Here is a 20,928-nt window from a genome sequence, read left to right as displayed (position 1 = left end):
GCCGTGCGTCGGCGTCCGGGGGCCCGCGACGGCAATGCAGACTGGCGATGCCGACCTGGCTATGGATTTTGCGATCTCACAGGAAGTCGATGACAGTCTGCCTCCGATCTTGGGTGTCCTGGAAGCTGTCGATCCCTCGTTTCGGGCCGTCCCCCATCAGGCCGACAAGGCGCGCGTGTGACCGCATTCGTCAACCGGACCAATTTCCTGACGGGAAACCCGGCGTCGCCGGCTGCCATTAGCGTTAAGATCATCGCACACGAAAACTCTGCAAGAAGGATCGCTTGAACCTTTACGAACAGAGTGGTTCAAATATATTCAAAGTGAACTTGAAAGGTCCGCTCACGGCAGCATTCACAATCCGCGTCCCGGACGAAGTTGCCGACCGTCTAAACCAACTTGCCCAAAAACACGACCGTTCCCGCTCCTACATGGCACAGGCTGTTGAAGATTTCGTATCATTCGAAGAGTGGCAGGTTGCGGAAATGGAAGCTGGTATTGCCGAGGCGGACCGAGGTGAATTCGCGAGTGACGACGACGTGGCACGCGTGATCGGCAAATACGTCAAGGCGGCTTCTCGGTAATGAAGCAGAGGCGCATCCGCTGGACCGTGTGGGCGTTGCAGCGGCTTGACGAAATCGGTGCGTACATCGAACATGACGATCCAAATGCTGCTGCACGGGTCGTTGCCCGTCTCGTAGCGTCTGTCGATATGCTAGCAGAGCTGCCGGCAGCTGGACGCATCGGTCGCATCGCAGGCACGCGCGAAATTGTATTATCCGATATTCTTTACATAATCCCTTATCGGGTTCGACAGGACATTTAAATCATTACTATGATGCAGAAGCCGTAAGCGCGCGCATTCATTTCAACGGCCTTCCATTTCCGCGCGTCGCTGTTTGTCCTATCCTTGCGGAGCGAGGCTCGTTCTGATGCCGGCCTCGGCAAAGCGGGTCAACTGCATCTGAGTAGCGTCGTCGGTATAAAGGACGTGAACGGCACGGCCGCTTGCAGTGAGCTTTTTGGCCTGCTCGAAAGCCTCTTCAAAACTGACAGGAATCGCATCGGTGGGGCTGGAGGTGTCGTGCTGTTCCAGGACGTAAAATGTCGAGCTTCTAATATCTCGTGTCATCGGTATTCTCCTTTTAGGCACCAACAGCTCGCGAGCACGATAGTTCCCGACGTCGGTCGTCAAACCCGGCCAGCAGCAGCGGAACCGGCCGGCCTCTCGACTACCGAATTGACAAAGTCTGATCGGCGCCCCAATTCATCAAGATGAGTTTGAGCGAGGTCGTGCGGAGCAACGCACAACGAGCAACAGCACTGGTCAAATGGTCCCTCCGCGGAAAACGCCGACGCCGGAGCAGCCCTGTTTCCTCAATGCGCAGCTTCTGGGGCCTATTGCTGGCTTATTGGCTATCTGAACGGTGGCGCGAGGCCTGGGGCTTAACGTTCCTCATCCTTCTACTCACCGGTTTGTCGGCTCAAGCGAGCGTCTGGTTCGCTTTGACGTCCGGCGAGCTCGTCAATCGGATTGCCAACTTCCACCATCCAACCGTGCCCACCACACCTTCGTCGCTGCTGACTACCGCGGCGACCCTCGCCGCGATCGCGATCACTAGGGATGCGGGATTTACTGCGGTCCGTCACTTCTTTTCGACCACGCTCCATCGGAAATGGCGCCAATGGCTTGACGCACGCTTTAACCAGGCCCTGCTCGATTCCAACCATACCCATTTTCATCTTCAGCAAAACGGGTTCGGGGCGACGACGGGCCAGGACACTTCAACGCCCGACAACATCGATCAGAGGGTACAGGAAGCCATAAAGGGCATGACGGGTGGCGCCATCGGCCTTGGCGTGGGAATCGCCGGCGTTGTGCTATCGCTGGGATTTGTCGGGACAAAACTGATCGAAACCTCGAGCCCCGTCAGGGGAATTGAGTTTCTGGGTAGCTACGGTACCGCCTGTCTGACATTGCTGGCCATCGCGATCTACGTGCCACTCAATACATTTGTCGCAGCCAAGCTCGGCAGTGTGATGCAAGGCCTATCCGTGGGCATTCAGTCCGCAGAGGGGAGTTATCGTGGCGAACTGAACCAATTGTTGCACCGTAGTTTTCATGTTGCAGTTATCAAGGGCGAACCGGCCCAGAGAGCCATCAACGGGCGCCGATATCGCGAGATTGACCAAACTTGGGCGAGCCTTAATCGCGTGACCGCCGGTTACATGGGCTTCGAGCTGGTGCATAACTTCCTAGGATCGCGTATCGTCGCCTATGCGCCCGGACTGATCCCCTATGTCGACAAAACGATCAGCTTGCAGGATTACGTCACCGGCGCCGAGCTGGCGACAGCGCTCATCAACGAATGTTCCTGGTTCATCCATGCGATGCCCGATATTGCGACGTTAAGGGCCGACGCACGCAGAATCACCGAACTTGCGCAAGCGGTCGAAGCGGTTCAGCAGCCGCAGGATTATTATGCTCGCAGCGGTCCCTCAGTTTTCGAATACAAGATCCAGGATGCTGCGCTCGGTTTGACCATCGAGCGGATTGAGCTCCTGCACACGGGTGATGACGAGCCATTCTTGGCCGCTGACCAGCTGCGCTTCGTTCCCGGAGAATGGATTTTAGTCGTGGGAGAATCCGGAAGTGGCAAAACCTCGCTTATCAAGGCGATAAATGGTCTCTGGGCGCACGGCCGCGGCACGATCACGACGCCAGAGACCGGAAAGAGCCTCTATGCCGCACAGGACGTGAAGCTTCAGAGTATTTGCCTGAAGGATCTCATTTGTTTGCCGGACCGGGCTGACGCGCACACCGACGCCTCTGTAGTGGCGGCCTTGGAAGGCGCCGGCCTCGGAGAGTTCGGGGAGGAGCTTTTGAGCGATGGACGCGATGGGCAGAACTGGGACAAACTCCTGTCGGGGGGCGAAAAACAAAAACTCGTCCTTGCGAAAATTCTTCTGCTAAGGCCGGATCTGCTATTCCTTGACGAGGCGACGAGCGCACTTGATGGCCAGGCGGCGCAGTCGTTTCACCAATCGATCAAGGACCATTGTCCAGAGGCGATCGTAGTCGCCGTGATGCACGATACCTCGTCCATCCAGTCAGAAGAAGGAGCGGACTTCTTCGATAGCGTGCTCGCCATCAACGACGGCGTTGCGGAAAGGATAACAATAAATGCCTGGCGTGACGGACAGGGATAGGATCGACACCTTAATGCAGCCACCGGTGGAGCCCTTTGCCGGCACCAGTTTTATATCTTCGAAGAAGCCCCCGGTACGCCCTCGGTTCACACGAGGATTCTAGCCAATGACGGACGGAACAAATTCCGGCGTAGGCAGTTCGATTTTCGAAAGTCGCTGCGCAGACCTTCACCCGCAAAGTTGAAAGATTACCGATGGCACGAAGGATCACAGCCGACAAAGCCCATAAGATGAATCTGATGCTCAGCCACGCCATCACCGCTATACGCGTCAATGAGCAGCTGATCTGTCGCCTCCTTCAGTGGGCTGCGGCGCACAGCCAGGATCCTCATGCCTTCATCGAAAGTGCATTGGAAGCAGCCAGGAGCGACATACGCCGTTCGGCCGACGATGGCAGCACAAACTCGGCGATCGCAACGGGCGAAGCGCTTGAGTATCTTGATGATCTCGCCAACGAGATGAAGCCGCGCCTTTCCAAGTCTAACAGCCAGTAAAGGACAGGATCAGCCTACGGCGCGGCGATTGGGGTTTGATGAGCACCGTTAGGTGCACGAGGCGTCGGGCCGCCGAGTGTCGACTAGGCTACGCGGGTTAGAACTGCGGATTCGCTTGGCACACTACCAAACTGGCCGCATAGCGCTGACCAGTTCCTAAAACGACAGCTATCGGTCTATATCGAGCGGTTGCGGCCGTGGAGCCTTAAACCATCTGGGTCAGCGCAATGCTTGCCTTGACACCGCCTCGGCGTCCGCGACGCGCCACGAGGTCGCTATGGTGCAGTGCCCAACTCTTTGAATAATATAGGTGCGTAAAAATCCACGTATTCTCCAACCCGTGCCGTTACCTCCTCGTCGGTATCGTTCCATGGTGTTTCTAGGCCGATAGCGGCCCTGCGCAAGGGCTCAGCAACAAGAGCGGCAAGGATCATCCGGGCAGATCGGTTGACATCAAATGATGGGACATCGGCTTGGTACTCGCGCAGCCAGTTTGCCACGGCCTGCACTCCTCGCTCGACCCCGTTTCGATTATAAATTTCTGCGAGCCGTTCTCGACCCTCCTTGTCAGCACAGATGAGACGGAAAAGGGCTACAGCTTCCTTGGATAGGGCGATCCGGTAAATCCTGCTCAATAGCGCCCGCAGGCTCCCCGGATCAGGACGCGCCTCGCCCGGCCGGGGATCTCCACTGGTTTGGAGTTGCTCAGTCCAGGACGCTACGATTTTCCCGACTAGTTCCTCACGATTGGTCGCCATAGCGTAAACAGTCTTTTTGGCAACTCCTGCGCTACGCGATACCGCATCGATGCTGAACTTGGCAAATCCCTGGTCAAACAGAAGCTGGGTTGAGGCTTGGAGAATACTGCGTTCCACCTCAAGCCGATTACGGGCCGGACGCCCTCTCGCTCGCTTTGCCAAATCTTGATCTCCTTGACCAACGTCGTACGAACGGTATACCGATTATATTTAGGAAACGACACACGTTTCCTAAATATAGGAGATTGGAATGCAACATGATTTGGAAGCCGCAATCCCTGTCGCACTGCTGCACGCCGACCCAATTAGACTGGAAATGGGGATCGAGCGCTTCGCCTCCGGCACCCTCACGGTCGCCTGCAGAACGGTAATGCCAGGGTGCAATGGAGCGATGCTGGAATGGTGGTTCAAGTATTTTGAAACCGACGAACACCTTCGCTGGTGGCACCCGATTGATCACAAGCGCCATTTCGGCTGGGACGAGCTTTGGAAAAAAGGGGAGAACTATATTGGCGCGACGATCAGGGCGACGGAGTCGTTAGGAGAGGTTCCTCCTGTCAAAGCAACCATCAAATTCCTAAGCCCAGCCGCATACTTCAGTGCCACGGACATCGATCCCGCAAAGCGGGTGGGCGGCGTCTCCGCACTAATCTACGCCGGAATTGGCTTTGGCGATAATGTTGAGATTGACGAGCATGGAATTCCATTAAGCGGCCGGATGATGCACGTCGCACGGGACACGCCCGACGGCCTCGTTCTGCGAAGCAGATTCGTTCTTGGTCTCGATAGCGACAAGGGCGGCCACGCCGTCCCGGACGAAATCGGACTGGGCCTGATGCGCCATTGCCATTCGGAGTTTTCATTCCTCGCGAAGGCACTCCCGTCTGTGTTTTACGGTGATCCAGCAAACCCCAGACCAGCTGACAACTGGTAGGTTGCTCGACTAGGAATAACGCAAGATAGCCGAGCGTCCAAACACCAGGAACGCTCGGCCTTCTGAGATGCCTAGTCGGTGATTGTGTTTTTGAGCACTCCTAGCCTTGTCGACTTCGACAACCTCGCAGGGTTTCTCCCAAAGCGCCGGATTACACTTGGCCGACCGTTGGTGCCACTTGCTGTCACCTGTCGTTAGGAGCGTAAAGCTGTAGCTATATTCGATTTGCCGATGTGGGTGCCCGCTGTCGGATGCCGCTTATGGCCGCTTCGAGCGCCGAATCCCGCTCGGCGTCGACGTCAAGGAAGATCAGGTCGACGCTAGCTTTAAGAACGGCGTGCTGAGCGTAACCTTGCCAAAGACCGATAAGGCGCAGTCGCAGGTCAAGCGCATCGCAATCAAGAGCTGAGCGAATATACGCGCGCGGCAACGCCGCTTGGCGGTTGCCGCGCATACTTCGCCGCGTGCGCGGGCTCGGGATTTCCGGCCTTCGAACGGTAGGTGGACCATCTTTTTTGAATTCTGTGCACCCACTCTCGATGCGGAAGCCGTGCCCTCCACATCTACTCAAGCTCGGCGGCGATCGATGCGTGCTGAGCAGATGACATCTAGAGGTCCCTTAATGGTTTACGGGCGACGATCGCGTATCGGTGTTGCAATCCGCGAGAAAGCCCTTTCAGGTAACTTAAGTGCTTCGATTGGGCACGATGGATTGCCTTCAGATCAGTATCGACGGTTACGTTCGCAAACCCGGAATTCTGGATCAGGGCAGCAACATCCGCAGCGCGCGCGCCTTCTGAGAAATGCACCTGCGACAGGATGCGGTTGTGAATTTCGGCCATGCCCACCGGCGCGGGGACCTGGTCCGCTTTCGTCAATCCCAACTGCTGGAGCAATTCTGCTGCTGTCTTCACGACACGCTCCGCCATACTGAGGTTGACGAAGTCACCATCAACGACAAGCAAGGTTCCGCCGGGCTTCAAGACCCTCAACCATTCCGCAAATGCCTGCCTCGGATCGACGAGTGTCCAAACGAGATGACGTGTTACCACGACATCATAGCTTTCATCCGGCTCCATGGTATTTTCAGCATCGGCGATGCGAAACTCAATCGCTCGTCCACGCGTCTTCGCCTTTGCCCGGGCCCGTTCCAGCATCGGCTCTGCCCAATCGAGGCCTGTGACCTTGTAACCTAAATCGTCCATGAGATGCGATATGACCCCAGTGCCGCACGCCAGATCCAATGCGTGACGTCCTTCTCCTCGAGCGAGGTGCCTGATGATCAAATTGTGCCAGGCCTGGCGTTCCTCTTCTGAAAAGATCTCATGTCCGGGCGATTGATCGAAAGTCGCCGCACGCGCCGACCAATAGGTTTTAATCTCGTCCCGCAGCCCAAAATTGTGGCCCGCAGCCGCTCCTGTGTTCATCCTGCTCGATCCTGATTGCATGAGATTAAAATGGTTCTAATAGATATAACTTGACTGTTAAAGTCATAAAATAATACAGGCATCGCAGTTTCCACGGAGTGAAATTCGATGCGCATTAAAGCCAAAGCAGCCGCACTTGCAATGGGTCTACTTGCCACCGCTACCTGGCCGGCTTTCGCCGACAAGATTACCATCAAGGACGTGACCGGACGCGACGTCGAAGTTGAAGCTCCGGTCAAGAACATGATTCTCGGCGAAGGCCGGCAGATCTATTTCCTTGCTGCGCTCGACAGGCAAGCTCCGTTCGAACACGTTGTAGGCTGGCGCGACGACCTGCCGAAAGCCGACCCTGAATCCTACGAAGCCTATCTGGCAAAATACCCGGAAATCGCCAAGCTGCCGACGTTTGGCGGCATGAAGGACGGGACCTTCGACATCGAACAAGCCGTCGCACTTAAGCCCGACGTGATCCTCATGAACGTCGACGCCAAGACTGCCACGGAAGAAGCTGGTTACATCGAAAAGCTCGGCAAGGTCGGCATCCCACTGGTCTATGTCGACTTCCGTGAAAAGCCGATGGAAAACACCGAGCCGAGCATGCGCATCATGGGCAAGCTGATGGGCAAGGAAACAATCGCCGAAGACTTCATCAAGTTCCGCGCCGACAGCATCGAGCGGGTCACGGGCGTGCTGGCGAAGGCCGACGCGAAGAAACCGCTGGTGTTCGTCGAGCGTGCCGGTGGATATTCCGATGATTGCTGCATGTCGTTTGGCAACGAGAATTTCGGCAAGATGGTCGAGATCGCCGGTGGCATCAACATCGCAAAGGACATCATCCCCGGCACCTTCGGTACGGTCAATCCGGAGCAGGTGATTGCCTCCAATCCGGACCAGATCATCATTACCGGCGGCAACTGGGACAAGTATGTTCCAGGGGGTGCCTGGGTCGGTGTCGGCTACGGTGCCGATCTGAAGGAAGCCCATCGCAAGCTTGAAGCGCTGACCAAGCGTCCAGCCTTTACCGGCGTCAAGGCTGTCGCGGCCGGCAATGTCCACGCCATCTGGCATCAGTTCTATAACAATCCGTATCAGTTCGTTGCAATCCAGGAGATCGCCAAGTGGCTGCATCCGGAACTGTTTGCCGACCTTGACCCCGAAGCGACATTCAAGGAACTGCACGCGCGCTTCCTGCCGCTCGATTACAAGCCGGGATACTTCGTCTCGCTCAAGGATGAATGATCCATGGCGATCGAGGCTGCGACCACCGAGTCAACGGGACGCGATCTATATCGCGCCCTCGCTTTTCGCCGAATTGCCATCTTGAGCTTGCTTGTCATTGCATTGTGCTTCAGCATATCGCTCGACATGGCGCTCGGGCCGGCAAATTACCCACTTTCGGACGTCCTGTCGGCAATGCTCGACCCGGCGGCCGTCGCGCAACAGCTGCGCGTCATCGTTTGGGATATCCGCATGCCGATTGCATTGATGGCAGTGACGGTAGGCGCCTCCCTATCGGTTGCGGGCGCCCAAATGCAGACGATCCTTTCCAATCCGCTTGCCAGCCCTTTCACGCTCGGGATTTCCGCTGCAGCCAGTTTCGGAGCTGCGTTGGCATTGGTCGGTGGCGTCGCGCTGTTTCCGGCAGCGATCCAGTACATGGTTCCACTCAATGCCTTCCTGATGGCGATGGTGGCAGCCCTCTTCATCCATTTCGCCTCGACAATGCGCGGCGTCAGCGTCGAAACGATCGTGCTTCTCGGCATTGCGCTTGTCTTCACGTTCAACGCCGCACTTTCCTTGCTGGAATATCTGGCCTCTGAACAGGCGCTTGCAGCGGTGGTGTTCTGGACAATGGGCAGCCTCACCAAGGCGACCTGGCCGAAGGTTTACTTTACTGGGGCCATTCTGGTTGCGATGGTCCCGTTCCTGATGAAGGACGCCTGGGCATTGACGGCGCTTCGTCTCGGCGATGATAAGGCAGCCAGCATGGGCGTGAACGTGCGTCGACTGCGCCTGCAGACGATGATGATCGTCAGCCTGCTTGCTGCCATCCCGGTGTCGTTCGTGGGCACTATTGGCTTTGTCGGCCTGGTCGGACCCCATATCGCCCGCATACTCGTCGGCGAGGACCAGCGCTTCTTCCTGCCGGGCTCGGTTATTTGCGGCGCGCTGCTGCTCTCGGCGACATCGGTCGTCAGTAAGATGATCATCCCTGGTGCGATTTTGCCGATCGGTGTGATCACCGCCCTCATCGGCGTACCGTTCTTCTTCGTCCTGATCTTCAGCAATCGGAGGCGCGCATGGTAGCGCTCGCACTTGATAAAGTCGGCGCCATGTATGGCCGCAGTTCTGTCCTTTCCGGCGTCAGTACCGACATTCTGGAAAAAGGCAGTATGACCGCCGTGATTGGCCCGAACGCTGCGGGCAAGTCGACACTTTTCAAACGCATAGCGTCGCTTATTTCCGGGCCAGGTCTCGTCCATCTGTCTGACACCGAGCGCGCGCAAACGAGCATCTGCTACATGCCGCAGGACACCGGCGCAAACGCTGTCTTGACGGTATATGAATCTATTCTCCTATCTGCAAAGCAAGGCAGCGGCTGGCGCGTTCACAATGACGAGCTCGATGAAATCGACAGCATTTTGAAGGCACTACGGATCGACGCGCTTGCGTTTCGCGGCCTCGGCGAACTTTCCGGCGGACAGCGCCAGTTGGTCTCCCTCGCCCAGGCGCTAATCCGCAAGCCCGAAGTGCTGCTGATGGACGAACCGACCTCGGCTCTTGACCTTCACCGCCAGGTTGACGTGCTGAGTTTTGTTTCCAACCTTGCTCGCCGCAAAGGCATGATCGTTCTCATCGCGCTTCACGACCTCAACCATGCCCTGCGTTATTGCGAAAACACCATCGTCATAGCCAATGGAACAATGGTTGCAAGCGGCAAGACCGCAAGCGTCATCACCACTCCGATGTTGCAGGAAATCTACCAGGTCAATGCCCGCATCGAGAATTGCTCGCAGGGCCGTGCATTGGTGATCGTCGACGGCCCGATCTAGTCCGAGCCGCTGGCAAATGGCAGTGACTTTGGCTTCACGGCGCGTGTGATGGTGCATAGGCCTAAGCGATCACCTTGGGGGCGGAACGGAAGCCGGGTGAGATCGCACTCACCGGCCTGCTTGGTTGCCTTCCGCATGCGACAGGATCGCCTCCGGACCGGGATTTCGTAGAAAGCTGCGGGTGCGCGATTACATCGGGATCTTGCGGGTAACGGGCTTTCGATCGCTCCAGCCATGTAGGCCAGTGAAACGCCGATCGCGCCGGTATTGCAGCCCAGCGTGTGGGCGGCATAGTCAACGTGGGCCGTGTTGCTAGTTCCCTGGCGAAATGAGCGTGCTCGTTGTCGGGATCAGAGGTCGATAGGCTTCGACGCTCCCATCCGCGATGATACGATACATCTTCACCGGCTGGAGCCAATCCAGCGGCGGGCAGTAGGTCATCTTGAAATTACCTTTCGGTGAGCCAGTTGATTGTTCAACTCTGAAGCAAGCGGGAGGCAGCCGTGGATCGCTCCGACAGCTTTCAAATTCAGTGCCCGAGGTGCGGCATGCGCGAGAGACTCACAATCTCGGGCATGGAGACGAGAGAGGTGTTCCAGTGCTTTGTCTGCGGGACCACTCGCAGCTTGCAGAAAGAGGACATTCTGCAGACTTGCCGCGATGCAGCGAGCAAGACGCGGCAAGCGCTTTGAAGGATTTCACAGAATGCAAATGGCCGCTTCTCATACGGATACAGTTGAAGCTCCGTCTGAGCGTTCAAATTAACAGATCGGCGGACTAGGCTGAAAACGTTGAGAATTCGAAGCCGGGTAAGGTTGACTTTTTTCGCGTCGCCTTTTGCGATCAAAGACTGATCGTCGGCCATCTGCACAAGCTCCGGCGCGTCAGACTCCGGTTGCATTATGCAAGCAGATTTGCGATCCTGCGGGGACGGAGGTGTGATCCATTTGCCCGATTGAAATGGCCGCAGAGGCGTTCCGTGAAGTGGTGTTCCTGCGGGGCATCATGTTCGAGGACGGACCGTCGGTGGTTTCGTGACTGAAAGGAGACGAGACAATGCCCAAGTTCATCACAATCGGATATGGCGATCCGGCCGACTACGACCGCACGCCCAAGTCCGCCAGAGACGCCGCGCACGCCCAGGACGCCAAACTTCGGTCCGACGGCGCTGTGATGGGGATCGCTGGCGAACCGGTGCAGGTTCGCAATCCAGACGCTCACGGCGTGGAAACCCGCGATGGACCGTTCATGTCGTCCGCCTTGCCGATCGCCGGTTTCGCCATCATCGAAGCTGCCGACCTGAGCGAAGCTATCAAAAAGGTTTCGTGCGTGCCCTGTGCGGTTGCGCATGGCGTCGTTGAAGTTTGGCCATTGAAACAGGCAACTTGATCCGAGCCGCAACGTCTTCAGCAGCCACGAGCATCGCCGATGCACTGGCAGGGTCGTTTCGTGCAAACCGCTCGGCCAGATGATGGATTTCGCCCGACCGCACCTCGAGATCACTGTCATTGACCAGGGTGTGGGTTCCACAGTGCTTGCTCACGGCCGTGTACCCCTCGACAGCTTCGACGATCTTGCCGTTACGCTTCATCGCAAGTCGAACCTCGTCCGGCCCCTTCCGCAGGTGCCGCAACTAGTCTGGATGTTGGGCCTTTTGGGGCAAGTACGATCAACGATGATCAATGCGGCACGGCATCTGTCCTCTCGGGCAGATCGGAAGCGGTGATCCAAATGTGGCCGTCGAATGCCAATTCTCCGCCATCGAGCTTGCGGCTGGCAATCCTCTCAAGCGTCGTAAGCTTGGAACGAATATCGCCAATCGCGCTGTCATTGACCACGCAGACCGCCTGACAGGTGCTGCCATCTCTCATCACGATCAAGGTATGGTGGCTGTTCTCCATAATTCTTCCCGACAGTGTCACGAGCCTCATGCTGTTTTCCTTCCGTAAGAGATTGCGGAAAGCCCCAGGGCTGGAGGTTCCGGATATATGGTTAACGAAAGGTTAACAGGAGCCAGGCCTGGCCGGTCATGGACGGTCAAACCCACCTTGAGAAGTCCGGTGCCCACCGCGTTTCACGCGCCAAGCGTGGCCTTCTATTTGAATTACGGGACGCGCGAACGGCCCCTGCGCTGTACTGCGCCGAGTTTGTTTTCGTCGACAATTTTTCTATGGATCTAGATGCAACTACCGCATTTACAATGCCGGCAGCGACATTGGAGCTTGCGGGTGCTGCAACAACGCTATCGAGCTGAGCGCTTAAAAAGCCTTCTCCCCGGCAAGCTGCTAGCTTCGCTGCAAGGTTCGCTCCTCCAACAGGGCGAGCAGCGTAACTACATCTACCTGCAGGTCCCGGCAGACTTCCTCGTATTCGTCTATAAGCGCCTCTCGATGGGGCATCTCACGCCGGAGATTGTCGAGCGTCGTTGATGCCAGCGCGTAGGATTCAAAGAGATCGTCCAATCGCCGGTCCTTGGTTGCGAGCAACCACCCACGATGGCGCGGTAGCGCCATCCCCAGGCGAGCCCGCCCTAGCTTTAACAATCTCATTCCGCGCCTCCCTTGGCCCTGAGTAAGGCTATTTCGCCTCTACCTTAGGAAGGTACACGGCGACGGCCCGGCTATTGTCATTGAGAATTTCGCCTCCAACGATCAGGTAAACGGCTATCGCTGCTACCGAGAGAAGCATCACACCGATGGGCAACCCGGTTGATGCGGTTTTTTCCGGCTGCCCATAGCTATGTCTTTCATGCATCCTGATATCTCCCATGGTCTCCTCGAACCGAGGTAACAGCACCAGAGCAGCCGAAGGGACGGAAGAGCCGCTCTGGCACCGTTACAAACCCATGGCTTTTTTGTGAGGGTCTTCAGCGACATGGGCTAATTGAGAAATTTAGTGCAACGCGGCTTCCCAACAATCGACCTCAGACTTTTGCCAAGGGCCGATCAGACTGAAGTCCCATGCCGGAACTTTTCACATTGTCGCGGGTTTTGGTGCGCCTGCCAAATGGCGTGCCTAAGGCTAGGCTGGCAGTCCGCAACAAGCGCTTGTCTTATCGGGAACCCAACCCCGAACCCGCTTCGAGATGGAGAGGAACGGCAGGCCCAACACACTCGTAAGAATCGTCAACCCGCGGAAGCGGAAACCTCGCGCAGCCACTCAATGAACAGTCTCCCACTTTCTTTTTTTGGCTTCCTTGTTGGAACGACGACGAAGTAGGCCGCCCTGGTGCGGATGGATGCATCAGTAAGACGGACCAAGCGAGTTTGCTGGATAAGGTCGGCCACTAGACGATTCCAACCGAGCGCAATGCCTTGCCCGTTCATTGCGGCATAAATGGCCTCGATGTAGAAACTGCATCGAAGGCCTCGGGCCTTTTTCGGCGCCTTCACGGAAAAGGCCGCTAGCCACTCCTCCCAGCCCGTCCATGTAGGATCTTCCGTATCGCTTGATATCAAAGGATGGCCGACAAGATCTTGCGGTGTGCGGACCTCGCCAGCCGTGAGCAAATAATCTGCGCTGCAAATCGGGAAAACTTCGTCGTCGAACAATAGCTCCGCCTGACCGTCCGACCAAGTACCGGTTCCGTAGCGGATCGCCAGGTCTACATCGCTCGTCTCGATGCTTGTTCGGGCATCCTGCGTAATGATGCGAAGTTTGATTTCGGGATGGGCGCGAGAAAACGCGGCGATCCTTGGCAGAAGCCAGAAGTGCGAGAAGGAAATGGTCGCCGAGATGGCCAACTCATCATCCGGGCCTTCAGATCGGAGGTCGGCTACGGTGTCGGCAATCAGATTGAACGCGTCGCCGGCCGCTGCTGAAAGCAGCTTGCCCTTCTCCGTCAATTCGATCTTGCGGTGGAGCCGCCGAAACAAGGGGAAACCGAAATCTTCTTCCAGCAAATGGATTTGCCGGCTTACGGCAGCCTGAGTAACACCGAGCTCCGTCGCCGCGCGCGTGAAGCTGGACAAGCGGGCCGCCGCTTCAAATGCCGTCAAGGCGGTGAGCGGCGGTAGTTTCTTCCTCAGGTTCGACATCTGTCTTCCATTACATTTGGTAATGTCACCTGCGCATATTTATGCCGTTGAGCGACCAGAATAGTTGAGCGATTTTGTCTTTCAGCCCCTCGGCCTTTCGATCGGAACATAAGGTGGATTTATGCTGCAGACATTTGCTTCTCCCATATCGGCCCTCCTGGACGCAAGGGCTGAAGGACATTCACTTCCAGCCGGCCTTTACACACGCGAGGACGTGTTCGAGGCAGATCTCGAGGTGTTCTTCCGCCGGCACTGGATCTGTATCGGCCTTGAATGCGATGTGCCGGAGCCTGGCGATGCATCCGTTATTGATATCGGCAAGACGAGCCTCATCGTCCTTCGCGACGACGACGGCGATATCCGCGTCATGCACAACGTCTGCCGTCACCGCGGCTCACGTCTGCTGGATCCGGGCAAGACGATCGTTTCGAAGCTCGTCTGTCCCTATCATACCTGGACCTATGAGTTGACGGGCGAGCTGAGCTACGCGCCTCATATGGGCAAGAACTTCGACAAGGAATGCCGCAGCCTCAAGGCGGCGGCATTCAAGTCGGTTGGCGGCCTCATCTATGTCTGCCTATCGGACAATCCGCCCGAAGATATCGAGCGCCTCATCGACGTCATGGCCGAACGCCTTGCACCCTACGATATCAGCAACGCCAAGGTCGCGTACGAATCCGATGTCATCGAACAGGGCAACTGGAAGCTCACGATCGAAAACAACCGTGAATGCTACCACTGCTCCGCTAACCATCCCGAACTCTGCGTCTCCTTTGTCGACCTCGATTTCGGCTTCGACCCGGACGCCTTGAGCCTGGAAGATCGCGCCCAGGCCGAGGAGCATTTCTCGCTCTATGCGGAACGCACCAAGCGGTGGGAGGCAGACGGGTATCCATCTGCAGCGGTCGAGCAATTGGTGAACTGCACCACTAATTTCCGAACGCAACGGCTCGTCATTTCGGGTGCTGGCGAATCCCAGACCCCCGACGCGACCGCAGCCTCGGCAAAGCTGCTCGGCACGATATTGCGCAAGGATCTCGGCGATATGCACCTCTGGGGCCACAACAGCTGGAACCACTTCATGGGCGACCACGCCGTCGTTTCGATCGTCATACCGCTCTCAGCGGATAAAACGCTCGTGCGGACGAAATGGCTCGTGCACAAGGATGCGGTCGAAGGCATCGATTACGACCTCGAAAAGCTGACCAACGTCTGGATCGCCACGACCGAGCAGGACGCCGAACTCGTCGCCCGCTCGCACGCCGGGATCGAAGATCCAGCCTATGTGCCAGGCCCCTACTCACCCTTCTCCGAAACCAACCTCGACAAGTTCACGTCGTGGTACATCGACCGGATGCGTGCCCATGGATATTAAGAGCTCCTTTTCTCCGGTCGGGCGTCTTGAGCCTGACAACTTGTGGAGCCGCGACAGGGATGAAGATCTGGTCTGCGTGGATGTCCATCAGGAAACGCACGACGTGAAGACCTTCACCTTTGCGTCTCCCGAGGGCAAACGTTTTGCCTTCGAAGCCGGTCAATATTTCCTGTTCGACCTCGATGTCGATGGCGAGCCGGAAAGCCGGTGCTACAGCATATCGTCGTCCCCGAAGCGCAGCAATGCGTTCTCGGTCACGGTCAAACGCGTCGCCGGCGGCAAGATATCGAACTGGCTTCATGACAAGCTCGTCGTCAACGCCAAGGTCAAGGCAAACGGTCCTCTCGGCCACTTCGTTCGGCCGAACGGCCGGAAGTATCTGTTTCTGTCCGGAGGATCAGGGATTACCCCGGTCATGGCGATGGTCCGCGAGTTGGCAGACACGTGCGAACCCGCCGATGTTGTCTTCATGCACGCGGCGCGGACCCCGAAGGACCTCATCTTTCGCAACGAACTCGGCAATCTGGCCAACCGAGTGAAGGGCCTGCGACTGCAGTTTCTGCCGGAAGTCGTTTCCGGTGAGGCCAATTGGCACGGTCTGACGGGACGCATATCGGCTGCATATATGCAACTCGCGGTTCCCGACGTCGCTGAACGCATCATCATGTGCTGCGGCCCTGCGCCGTTCATGGCGGCGGCGCGCGCGATCACGGCCGAACTGGGCGTTCAGGCGTCCAACTATATCGAGGAGAGCTTCGATGCAGCGGTGATCGACGACGTGGATATTCCTAACGTCGAACAGCCCGCCACCCGAACATTCCAGGTCGAATTTTCCAAACAGGCTCGCAAGATCGAGGTTGCAGGTGAGCAGACCGTGCTCGCCTGCGCAAAAAAGGCAGGAGTAAAGCTTCCCTCATCCTGTTCGAATGGCGTTTGCGGCACATGCAAGTCGAAACTCGTATCCGGCTCGGTCGAGATGAACCACAATGGCGGCATCCGGCAACGAGAGATAGATGCCGGACTCTTTCTGCCTTGCTGTTCGAAGCCGCTGAGCGATCTCGTCATCGATCGCTAGCATCATCCGAGAATCGGGACACGGGTTCATTGTCGGGCCTTAGCTTGTCAGGCCGCGAGCGCGCCACTCTTCTTTGCCGTCCAGGTGGCGACGGGTCCCATGAGGCCAGTGTTGTGGCAGTCATAGGCCTCAATACCAAGCTCTCGTCGCCGTTTTCTCGTATCTCGACCTTGTCTGTCGGGGCGGCGGCGACGTCCGAGAACAGCACCATCGGGCTTCAGCACTTGGTGCAGCCGCAGGCATGGTTATCGGCAATGTTCCTCCTGCGCTCGGTTGCACCCGAGCCGTTCACTTCAATGTCTCGGGCGATCAGGCAACAACGCCCAGAAGGCGAACAACGGCGTTTCGTCGGAGCGCATGGCGTGCCGGACACCAGGTGGATTGTAAAACGAGCCTCCGACCCCGGGTGAGAACCACTCGGAGGTGCCATGCTGAAACTCTCCCTCCGACAGAACCAGGTAAATTTCTTCCGGGGCATGGTCGTGATCGGGATAACGCACGTTCGGCGCCATCAGCGTCGCTCCAAGCCATAGGTCACTTCGGTCCTCCAAGCCACCCGGTCCGACGATCATCGTATTGGCGTGGCTCATCAGGAAATTCTCGCTTGCCGTATGATCGTAGACGGAGCGCCACTTCCATTCGAGCATCGGCTCAAGGTCCGCGAAGCGCTCAATCAGCGCATCCAGTGACGGTCGCCAGGTTTTCGTTGCCAGAACGCTCTCGATATGTCGGTTGCACACCGGAAGGCGCTTTCCGATGTTCAAGCGTTGGGGTTGTGGCGCTTCGAGTTGGGCAAATATCTCCATGACGGACCGGCGCGCCCTTAAATCCTGAGCGAATTGGTCGAACGCGACGAAAGCCGCATCCAGAAAAGCTTGCAGAGCGTCGACCCGCGCCATCGTTAGAGATCCTTGGCAAGACGCAGCGCGTCGTAGATGGCCGCATGCGTGTTACGCGCCGCGACCGCATCGCCGATCCGGAAGAGTTGGTAGGCACCTTCCGGGTTGCGTTCAACCGATTGCGGCGTTCCAGAAATCAGGTCGTCGTAGGACACTTCGCCGAGGTTCCTCGAACCAGGCTTCAGTTCGAAATAGAGGTCATCGAGCGGAATGGTGCCGTGATTGACGACGATCTGATCGAAGGTCTGCTGCTTGGCCACGCCGCCATAGTCGCTGCCGACATGCGCGATGATCTGATTGCCGCTCTTCTCTGCCGCCTCCAGCCTGTAGGTGACGGTAAAGGTGACATCGAGTTTCTGCAGCGAGCGCATGTAGGGAACGAGGTTCATCGCCATGACTTCCGGCGCGAAGGAACGGTCCGGCGTCATGATCTCGACTTTCGCACCGGCCCTGGCGAGGAACTCCGCAGCCTGAAGACCAGCATGATCGCCCGCATCGTCGAAGATGAGCACGTTGGTTCCCGGCTTTACATCACCCGAGATGATGTCCCAGGAGGAAACGACAAGCTCGTTTCCCTTCGAAAGAACCTCCGTATGCGGCAGTCCGCCTGTCGCGATGATGACAACATCGGGCGCTTCGGCATGCACGGTGTCAGCCTCGGCCCAGTTGTTGAACCGGAAGGTGACGCCGAGCTTTTCGCACTGGTTCATGCGCCAGTCGATGATGCTGATCATTTCCCGTCGGCGCTCGCTTTGGGCCGTAAGCCGGATCTGGCCGCCCGGATTGTTCGCGGCCTCGAAAACGACGACCTCATGCCCCCGCTCCGCAGAGACGCGAGCGGCTTCAAGGCCAGCTGGGCCCGCCCCCACAATTACGACCTTCTTGCGGACCACCGCCTTCGGGATCCGGTGCGGCATCGTTTCTTCCCGGCCGGTCGCAGCATTATGGATGCAGAAGGCCATGCCACCTTGATATATGCGGTCAAGACAGTAGTTGGCGCCGACACAGGGGCGGATATCATCCTCTCGCTTTTCCATGATCTTTCGCACGATATGCGGGTCGGTCATGTGGGCGCGGGTCATTCCGACCATGTCCACCTTGCCCGACGCGATTGCGTGGCGCGCGGTTGCCACATCCGGAATCTTGGCTGCATGGAACGTCGGAAAATTGGTCGCGGCGCGGATCTCGCCCGCGAAATCAAGATGCGGCGAATTTGCCATACCCTGAATCGGGATGACGTCGGTCAGACCCGCATCCGTATCGATATGGCCGCGAATAACATTCAGATAGTCTATAAGGCCGCTGTCGCGAAGGCGTTTTGAGATCTCAATGCCTTCGCTCATTCCGGTCCCGCCGGGAAGACATTCGTCGGCTGTGTAGCGAACGCCCAGGATGAAGTCGTCACCGACCCTTTCACGCATTGCCTTGAAGACGTCGAAACAGAAACGCAAGCGATTGTCGAGCGAACCACCATAGGGACCATCGAGCTCGTTGGTGAGCGGCGAGGTGAACTGGTCAATGAGATGGCCGTAGGCTTCAAGTTCGACGCCATCCATACCACCGGCCTTCATACGCTCGGCCGCGTCAGCGAAGTCCTTGATGATGCGCTCGATATCCCAGTCTTCGATCTTCTTCGGAAACGCGCGGTGTGAGGCTTCGCGATGGTGCGAGGGTGCAATGACCGGGAGCCAGTCGCCCTTGTCCCAGCGGGTGCGCCTGCCGAGATGAGTGAGCTGGATCATGATCGCGGCGCCCTCATCGTGCACAGCGTCCGTCATCTGCCTAATCCACGGCACGATCTCGTCCTTGTAAGCCAGCAGATTGTTGAAGACCGGGGGGCTGTCTTTCGAGACTGCAGCTGAGCCGGCAGTCATCGTCAGCGCCACACCGCCCTTCGCCCGTTCAACCGTATAGGCGCGGTAGCGGCCCTTCGGCATACCGTCTTCTGGGTAGGCAGGCTCGTGGGACGTGACGATGATGCGGTTGCGCAGGGTCAAATGCTTCAACTGAAACGGCTGAAGCAGGGGATCGTTCGACATGCGAGGGGCTCCGGTTTAAGGGACTTTAATTCGCAACGGTAAGCGAAAATGTACACAAGTGTCAACAAACAAAAACACCGTAGTTTGGAACTTCGACACTCGTGTACATTTTGCTTGAAGCAGTCCTTTGGATTTGTTAGGAGGTAATCATGGAACAGGCGATGAGTGACACTGGCTGGCGCGGTTCTCAGGAGGGGTGGCTCGAAGCGGCCTACGACGCCCTGCTCGAGTCTGGCGTGGAGTCGGTGAAGATCCTGCCGTTGGCCAAACGGCTCAATCTTTCCCGGACTAGCTTCTATTGGTTCTTCAAGGACCGCGAGGAACTGTTGAACGCTCTCATTGCGCGCTGGAGGGAGAAGAATACGGGTAACCTCGTCAAGCAATCCGAAGCCTATGCGGAGTCCCTGGCCGAGGCGATGCTGAACGTTTTCGACTGCTGGGTGAGCAAGGACCTGTTTGACTCCCAGTTCGAATTCGCCGTTCGTAGCTGGGCGCTGCAATCGCCGGAGATACTGGCCGAAGTCCAGCAGGCCGATCAGGTCAGAATGGAGGCGCTGGGCCGCATGTTCATGCGTTTCGGCTACGAGGCGGGACCAGCGGATGTTCGCGCGCGAACAACCTACCTGGTCCAGATTGGATACATCTCGATGCAGTCCAAGGAGGACCTGGCGCTCCGTATGAGGCGCATTCCGGATTACATCGCGATTTATACCGGACAAACGCCGCAGCAGAGGGAGCTCGACCGCTTCTACGCCCGGCATGGCTACAAAGCAGAGTGAGAGAACAATGGAAACGGGCGGACCTTTGAGGGTTGGCGTACTTGGTGGTGCCGGATGGCTGGGCGGCGCAATAGCCAAAGCCATTGTCGGCGCAGGCGTCGTTGAACCTGAAAACCTGTCCCTCTCCTATCGCCGCGAGCGTCCCTACCGTTTCAACCGCTCCTCCTGGACATCAGACAACCAGGCACTCGCCGACCGCTCTGACGTTATCGTTCTCTCCGTCCGCCCGGCGGACTGGCCCACCCTGAACGTCGATGCCGAAGGCAAGCTTCTCATCTCCGTCATGGCGGGTATTCGCCTGAGCGCTCTTTGTGCGCACCACCGGACGGACCGTGTGGTTCGTGCCCTGCCGAATGCGGCGGCCGAAGTTCGAAAGTCCTACACGCCTTGGATCGCCACGGCCGGCTTGCGAAAAGATGATCGGGCGATCGTGCGGGCTATATTCGATGCCTGCGGCTCTCAAGATGAAGTGTGCGAAGAGGCGGAAATCGACTATCTGACCGGCCTCACCGGATCGGGGCCCGCCTTTCCGGCGCTGCTCGCCGAAGCGATGATGACAGACGCCATCTCGCATGGACTGTCGCCCGAGATCGCCAAGCGGGCCGTCAACACCCTCATGGTGGGTGCGGGCCGGCTGCTGGAACAGCGGGACGACTGTCCCAGTGAAACAGTCCAGACCTTCCTTGACTATCGCGGCACCACAGCTGCCGCGATCGAGGAGATGCGCGCGGCCGGGTTCGATGATGCCGTTTCGCGCGGGTTGACGGCTGCATTGAGGAAATCGGTTGGCATGGGGGAAGCCTCCTAGCGCCGTAAGGGCGGGTTCCGCGGCACTCCGCTTTCAAAAG

Annotated in this window: 21 protein-coding genes and 3 pseudogenes; 16 read left to right on the top strand and 8 right to left on the bottom strand. The window is 57.6% G+C overall.

Annotation, left to right across the window (positions count from 1 at the left end; genetic code table 11):
• Positions 1–7: 7 nt before the first annotated feature.
• From ASD02_RS37735 to ASD02_RS32525, 3 genes and pseudogenes are all read left to right on the top strand, one after another.
• A pseudogene (locus ASD02_RS37735) lies at positions 8–219 on the top strand (GSU2403 family nucleotidyltransferase fold protein); the annotation flags it as partial.
• 110 nt (positions 220–329) lie between these two features.
• A complete protein-coding gene (locus ASD02_RS32530; RefSeq protein WP_057221756.1) occupies positions 330–584 on the top strand; it encodes a CopG family ribbon-helix-helix protein in 255 nt (84 codons plus the stop codon).
• Positions 584–826 (top strand): type II toxin-antitoxin system RelE/ParE family toxin, encoded by a 243-nt coding sequence (locus ASD02_RS32525; RefSeq protein ID WP_057221664.1) that lies wholly within the window; start codon positions 584–586, stop codon positions 824–826. The genes ASD02_RS32530 and ASD02_RS32525 overlap by 1 nt, the downstream gene beginning before the upstream one ends.
• A 78-nt stretch (positions 827–904) precedes the next feature.
• Here the strand turns inward: ASD02_RS32525 and ASD02_RS32520 are convergent, their stop codons facing one another.
• Positions 905–1,132, bottom strand: a complete 228-nt coding sequence (locus ASD02_RS32520; RefSeq protein ID WP_057221663.1) for a hypothetical protein — start codon at positions 1,130–1,132, stop codon at positions 905–907.
• Positions 1,133–1,380: 248 nt separating this feature from the next.
• On the opposite strand from ASD02_RS32520, the gene ASD02_RS32515 reads away from it, so the two are divergent.
• Positions 1,381–3,210: an ATP-binding cassette domain-containing protein gene (locus ASD02_RS32515; RefSeq protein ID WP_063978404.1), complete on the top strand. Its 1,830-nt coding sequence runs from the start codon at positions 1,381–1,383 to the stop codon at positions 3,208–3,210.
• 230 nt (positions 3,211–3,440) lie between these two features.
• A complete protein-coding gene (locus tag ASD02_RS32510; RefSeq protein WP_210178854.1) occupies positions 3,441–3,704 on the top strand; it encodes a hypothetical protein in 264 nt (87 codons plus the stop codon).
• Positions 3,705–3,979: 275 nt separating this feature from the next.
• Here ASD02_RS32510 and ASD02_RS32505 read toward each other — a convergent pair whose 3' ends face one another.
• Complete coding sequence (locus ASD02_RS32505) at positions 3,980–4,624, bottom strand: TetR/AcrR family transcriptional regulator (protein WP_057221661.1); 645 nt, start codon at positions 4,622–4,624, stop codon at positions 3,980–3,982.
• 88 nt (positions 4,625–4,712) lie between these two features.
• Between ASD02_RS32505 and ASD02_RS32500 the strand changes: the two genes are divergently transcribed.
• Positions 4,713–5,396 (top strand): hypothetical protein, encoded by a 684-nt coding sequence (locus ASD02_RS32500; RefSeq protein WP_057221660.1) that lies wholly within the window; start codon positions 4,713–4,715, stop codon positions 5,394–5,396.
• A gap of 247 nt (positions 5,397–5,643) precedes the next feature.
• Positions 5,644–5,805 (top strand): annotated as a pseudogene (locus ASD02_RS37730) (Hsp20/alpha crystallin family protein); the annotation flags it as partial.
• A gap of 199 nt (positions 5,806–6,004) precedes the next feature.
• Here ASD02_RS37730 and ASD02_RS32490 read toward each other — a convergent pair.
• Positions 6,005–6,823, bottom strand: a complete 819-nt coding sequence (locus tag ASD02_RS32490; protein ID WP_057221658.1) for a class I SAM-dependent methyltransferase — start codon at positions 6,821–6,823, stop codon at positions 6,005–6,007.
• A gap of 108 nt (positions 6,824–6,931) precedes the next feature.
• Here ASD02_RS32490 and ASD02_RS32485 point away from each other — a divergent pair, with 108 nt between their 5' ends.
• The 4 genes from ASD02_RS32485 to ASD02_RS32465 all read left to right on the top strand — a co-directional run bounded on the left by ASD02_RS32485 (position 6,932) and on the right by ASD02_RS32465 (position 11,265).
• Entirely contained in the window at positions 6,932–8,062 is a 1,131-nt protein-coding gene (locus ASD02_RS32485) for an ABC transporter substrate-binding protein (protein ID WP_057221657.1), read from the top strand.
• 3 nt (positions 8,063–8,065) lie between these two features.
• Positions 8,066–9,130, top strand: coding sequence for an iron ABC transporter permease (locus ASD02_RS32480; RefSeq protein WP_057221656.1), 1,065 nt, complete (start codon positions 8,066–8,068; stop codon positions 9,128–9,130).
• Positions 9,124–9,876 (top strand): ABC transporter ATP-binding protein, encoded by a 753-nt coding sequence (locus ASD02_RS32475; RefSeq protein ID WP_057221655.1) that lies wholly within the window; start codon positions 9,124–9,126, stop codon positions 9,874–9,876. Before ASD02_RS32480 ends, ASD02_RS32475 begins: the two co-directional genes overlap by 7 nt.
• Before the next feature lie 1,056 nt (positions 9,877–10,932).
• Positions 10,933–11,265, top strand: a complete 333-nt coding sequence (locus tag ASD02_RS32465) for a YciI family protein (protein ID WP_057221654.1) — start codon at positions 10,933–10,935, stop codon at positions 11,263–11,265.
• 290 nt (positions 11,266–11,555) lie between these two features.
• Here ASD02_RS32465 and ASD02_RS32460 read toward each other — a convergent pair whose 3' ends face one another.
• Complete coding sequence (locus ASD02_RS32460; protein ID WP_063978403.1) at positions 11,556–11,807, bottom strand: hypothetical protein; 252 nt, start codon at positions 11,805–11,807, stop codon at positions 11,556–11,558.
• Positions 11,808–12,104: 297 nt separating this feature from the next.
• On the opposite strand from ASD02_RS32460, the gene ASD02_RS38790 reads away from it, so the two are divergent.
• Positions 12,105–12,305 (top strand): hypothetical protein, encoded by a 201-nt coding sequence (locus tag ASD02_RS38790; protein ID WP_156408515.1) that lies wholly within the window; start codon positions 12,105–12,107, stop codon positions 12,303–12,305.
• Positions 12,306–13,001: 696 nt separating this feature from the next.
• Here the strand turns inward: ASD02_RS38790 and ASD02_RS32445 are convergent.
• Positions 13,002–13,913 carry a LysR substrate-binding domain-containing protein gene (locus ASD02_RS32445; RefSeq protein ID WP_057221651.1) on the bottom strand — a complete coding sequence of 304 codons (912 nt, stop codon included), beginning with the start codon at positions 13,911–13,913 and terminating at the stop codon, positions 13,002–13,004.
• A gap of 121 nt (positions 13,914–14,034) precedes the next feature.
• Between ASD02_RS32445 and ASD02_RS32440 the strand changes: the two genes are divergently transcribed.
• Both ASD02_RS32440 and ASD02_RS32435 read left to right on the top strand, forming a co-directional pair.
• Entirely contained in the window at positions 14,035–15,288 is a 1,254-nt protein-coding gene (locus tag ASD02_RS32440; protein WP_057221650.1) for an SRPBCC family protein, read from the top strand.
• Positions 15,278–16,363, top strand: a complete 1,086-nt coding sequence (locus tag ASD02_RS32435) for a hybrid-cluster NAD(P)-dependent oxidoreductase (protein ID WP_057221649.1) — start codon at positions 15,278–15,280, stop codon at positions 16,361–16,363. Before ASD02_RS32440 ends, ASD02_RS32435 begins: the two co-directional genes overlap by 11 nt.
• A 47-nt stretch (positions 16,364–16,410) precedes the next feature.
• Here the strand turns inward: ASD02_RS32435 and ASD02_RS40180 are convergent.
• From ASD02_RS40180 to ASD02_RS32425, 3 genes and pseudogenes are all read right to left on the bottom strand, one after another.
• Positions 16,411–16,622, bottom strand: a pseudogene (locus tag ASD02_RS40180) (hypothetical protein); the annotation flags it as partial.
• Between the two features lie 34 nt (positions 16,623–16,656).
• On the bottom strand, positions 16,657–17,262 hold the full coding sequence (locus ASD02_RS32430) for a dimethylsulfonioproprionate lyase family protein (RefSeq protein ID WP_057218620.1): 606 nt from the start codon (positions 17,260–17,262) through the stop codon (positions 16,657–16,659).
• 2 nt (positions 17,263–17,264) lie between these two features.
• Positions 17,265–19,301, bottom strand: coding sequence for an NADH:flavin oxidoreductase (locus ASD02_RS32425; protein ID WP_057218621.1), 2,037 nt, complete (start codon positions 19,299–19,301; stop codon positions 17,265–17,267).
• Between the two features lie 149 nt (positions 19,302–19,450).
• Here ASD02_RS32425 and ASD02_RS32420 point away from each other — a divergent pair, with 149 nt between their 5' ends.
• Both ASD02_RS32420 and ASD02_RS32415 read left to right on the top strand, forming a co-directional pair.
• The gene (locus ASD02_RS32420; RefSeq protein WP_057221648.1) at positions 19,451–20,080 is read left to right on the top strand and encodes a TetR/AcrR family transcriptional regulator; all 630 of its coding nucleotides are present in this window, start codon (positions 19,451–19,453) and stop codon (positions 20,078–20,080) included.
• A gap of 7 nt (positions 20,081–20,087) precedes the next feature.
• On the top strand, positions 20,088–20,888 hold the full coding sequence (locus ASD02_RS32415; RefSeq protein WP_057218623.1) for a pyrroline-5-carboxylate reductase dimerization domain-containing protein: 801 nt from the start codon (positions 20,088–20,090) through the stop codon (positions 20,886–20,888).
• Positions 20,889–20,928: the final 40 nt, after the last annotated feature.

It is taken from the genome of Ensifer sp. Root1252, assembly GCF_001425885.1.
In the GTDB taxonomy this organism is placed as follows: Bacteria; Pseudomonadota; Alphaproteobacteria; order Rhizobiales; family Rhizobiaceae; genus Ensifer; species Ensifer canadensis.
This window is presented reverse-complemented; position numbering and strand designations above follow the sequence as displayed.

What these genes read in the sequence shown, in the direction of transcription:
- ASD02_RS32465 (WP_057221654.1), top strand. Translation starts at nt 10,933, where the DNA reads ATGCCCAAGTTCATCACAATCGGATATGGCGATCCGGCCGACTACGAC.
- ASD02_RS32425 (WP_057218621.1), bottom strand. Translation starts at nt 19,301, where the DNA reads ATGTCGAACGATCCCCTGCTTCAGCCGTTTCAGTTGAAGCATTTGACC.
- ASD02_RS32420 (WP_057221648.1), top strand. Translation starts at nt 19,451, where the DNA reads ATGGAACAGGCGATGAGTGACACTGGCTGGCGCGGTTCTCAGGAGGGG.
- ASD02_RS32415 (WP_057218623.1), top strand. Translation starts at nt 20,088, where the DNA reads ATGGAAACGGGCGGACCTTTGAGGGTTGGCGTACTTGGTGGTGCCGGA.
- ASD02_RS32480 (WP_057221656.1), top strand. Translation starts at nt 8,066, where the DNA reads ATGGCGATCGAGGCTGCGACCACCGAGTCAACGGGACGCGATCTATAT.
- ASD02_RS32475 (WP_057221655.1), top strand. Translation starts at nt 9,124, where the DNA reads ATGGTAGCGCTCGCACTTGATAAAGTCGGCGCCATGTATGGCCGCAGT.
- ASD02_RS32515 (WP_063978404.1), top strand. Translation starts at nt 1,381, where the DNA reads ATGCGCAGCTTCTGGGGCCTATTGCTGGCTTATTGGCTATCTGAACGG.
- ASD02_RS32500 (WP_057221660.1), top strand. Translation starts at nt 4,713, where the DNA reads ATGCAACATGATTTGGAAGCCGCAATCCCTGTCGCACTGCTGCACGCC.
- ASD02_RS32460 (WP_063978403.1), bottom strand. Translation starts at nt 11,807, where the DNA reads ATGAGGCTCGTGACACTGTCGGGAAGAATTATGGAGAACAGCCACCAT.
- ASD02_RS32485 (WP_057221657.1), top strand. Translation starts at nt 6,932, where the DNA reads ATGCGCATTAAAGCCAAAGCAGCCGCACTTGCAATGGGTCTACTTGCC.
- ASD02_RS32490 (WP_057221658.1), bottom strand. Translation starts at nt 6,823, where the DNA reads ATGAACACAGGAGCGGCTGCGGGCCACAATTTTGGGCTGCGGGACGAG.
- ASD02_RS32525 (WP_057221664.1), top strand. Translation starts at nt 584, where the DNA reads ATGAAGCAGAGGCGCATCCGCTGGACCGTGTGGGCGTTGCAGCGGCTT.
- ASD02_RS32520 (WP_057221663.1), bottom strand. Translation starts at nt 1,132, where the DNA reads ATGACACGAGATATTAGAAGCTCGACATTTTACGTCCTGGAACAGCAC.
- ASD02_RS32440 (WP_057221650.1), top strand. Translation starts at nt 14,035, where the DNA reads ATGCTGCAGACATTTGCTTCTCCCATATCGGCCCTCCTGGACGCAAGG.
- ASD02_RS32445 (WP_057221651.1), bottom strand. Translation starts at nt 13,913, where the DNA reads ATGTCGAACCTGAGGAAGAAACTACCGCCGCTCACCGCCTTGACGGCA.
- ASD02_RS32430 (WP_057218620.1), bottom strand. Translation starts at nt 17,262, where the DNA reads ATGGCGCGGGTCGACGCTCTGCAAGCTTTTCTGGATGCGGCTTTCGTC.
- ASD02_RS32435 (WP_057221649.1), top strand. Translation starts at nt 15,278, where the DNA reads ATGGATATTAAGAGCTCCTTTTCTCCGGTCGGGCGTCTTGAGCCTGAC.
- ASD02_RS32510 (WP_210178854.1), top strand. Translation starts at nt 3,441, where the DNA reads ATGAATCTGATGCTCAGCCACGCCATCACCGCTATACGCGTCAATGAG.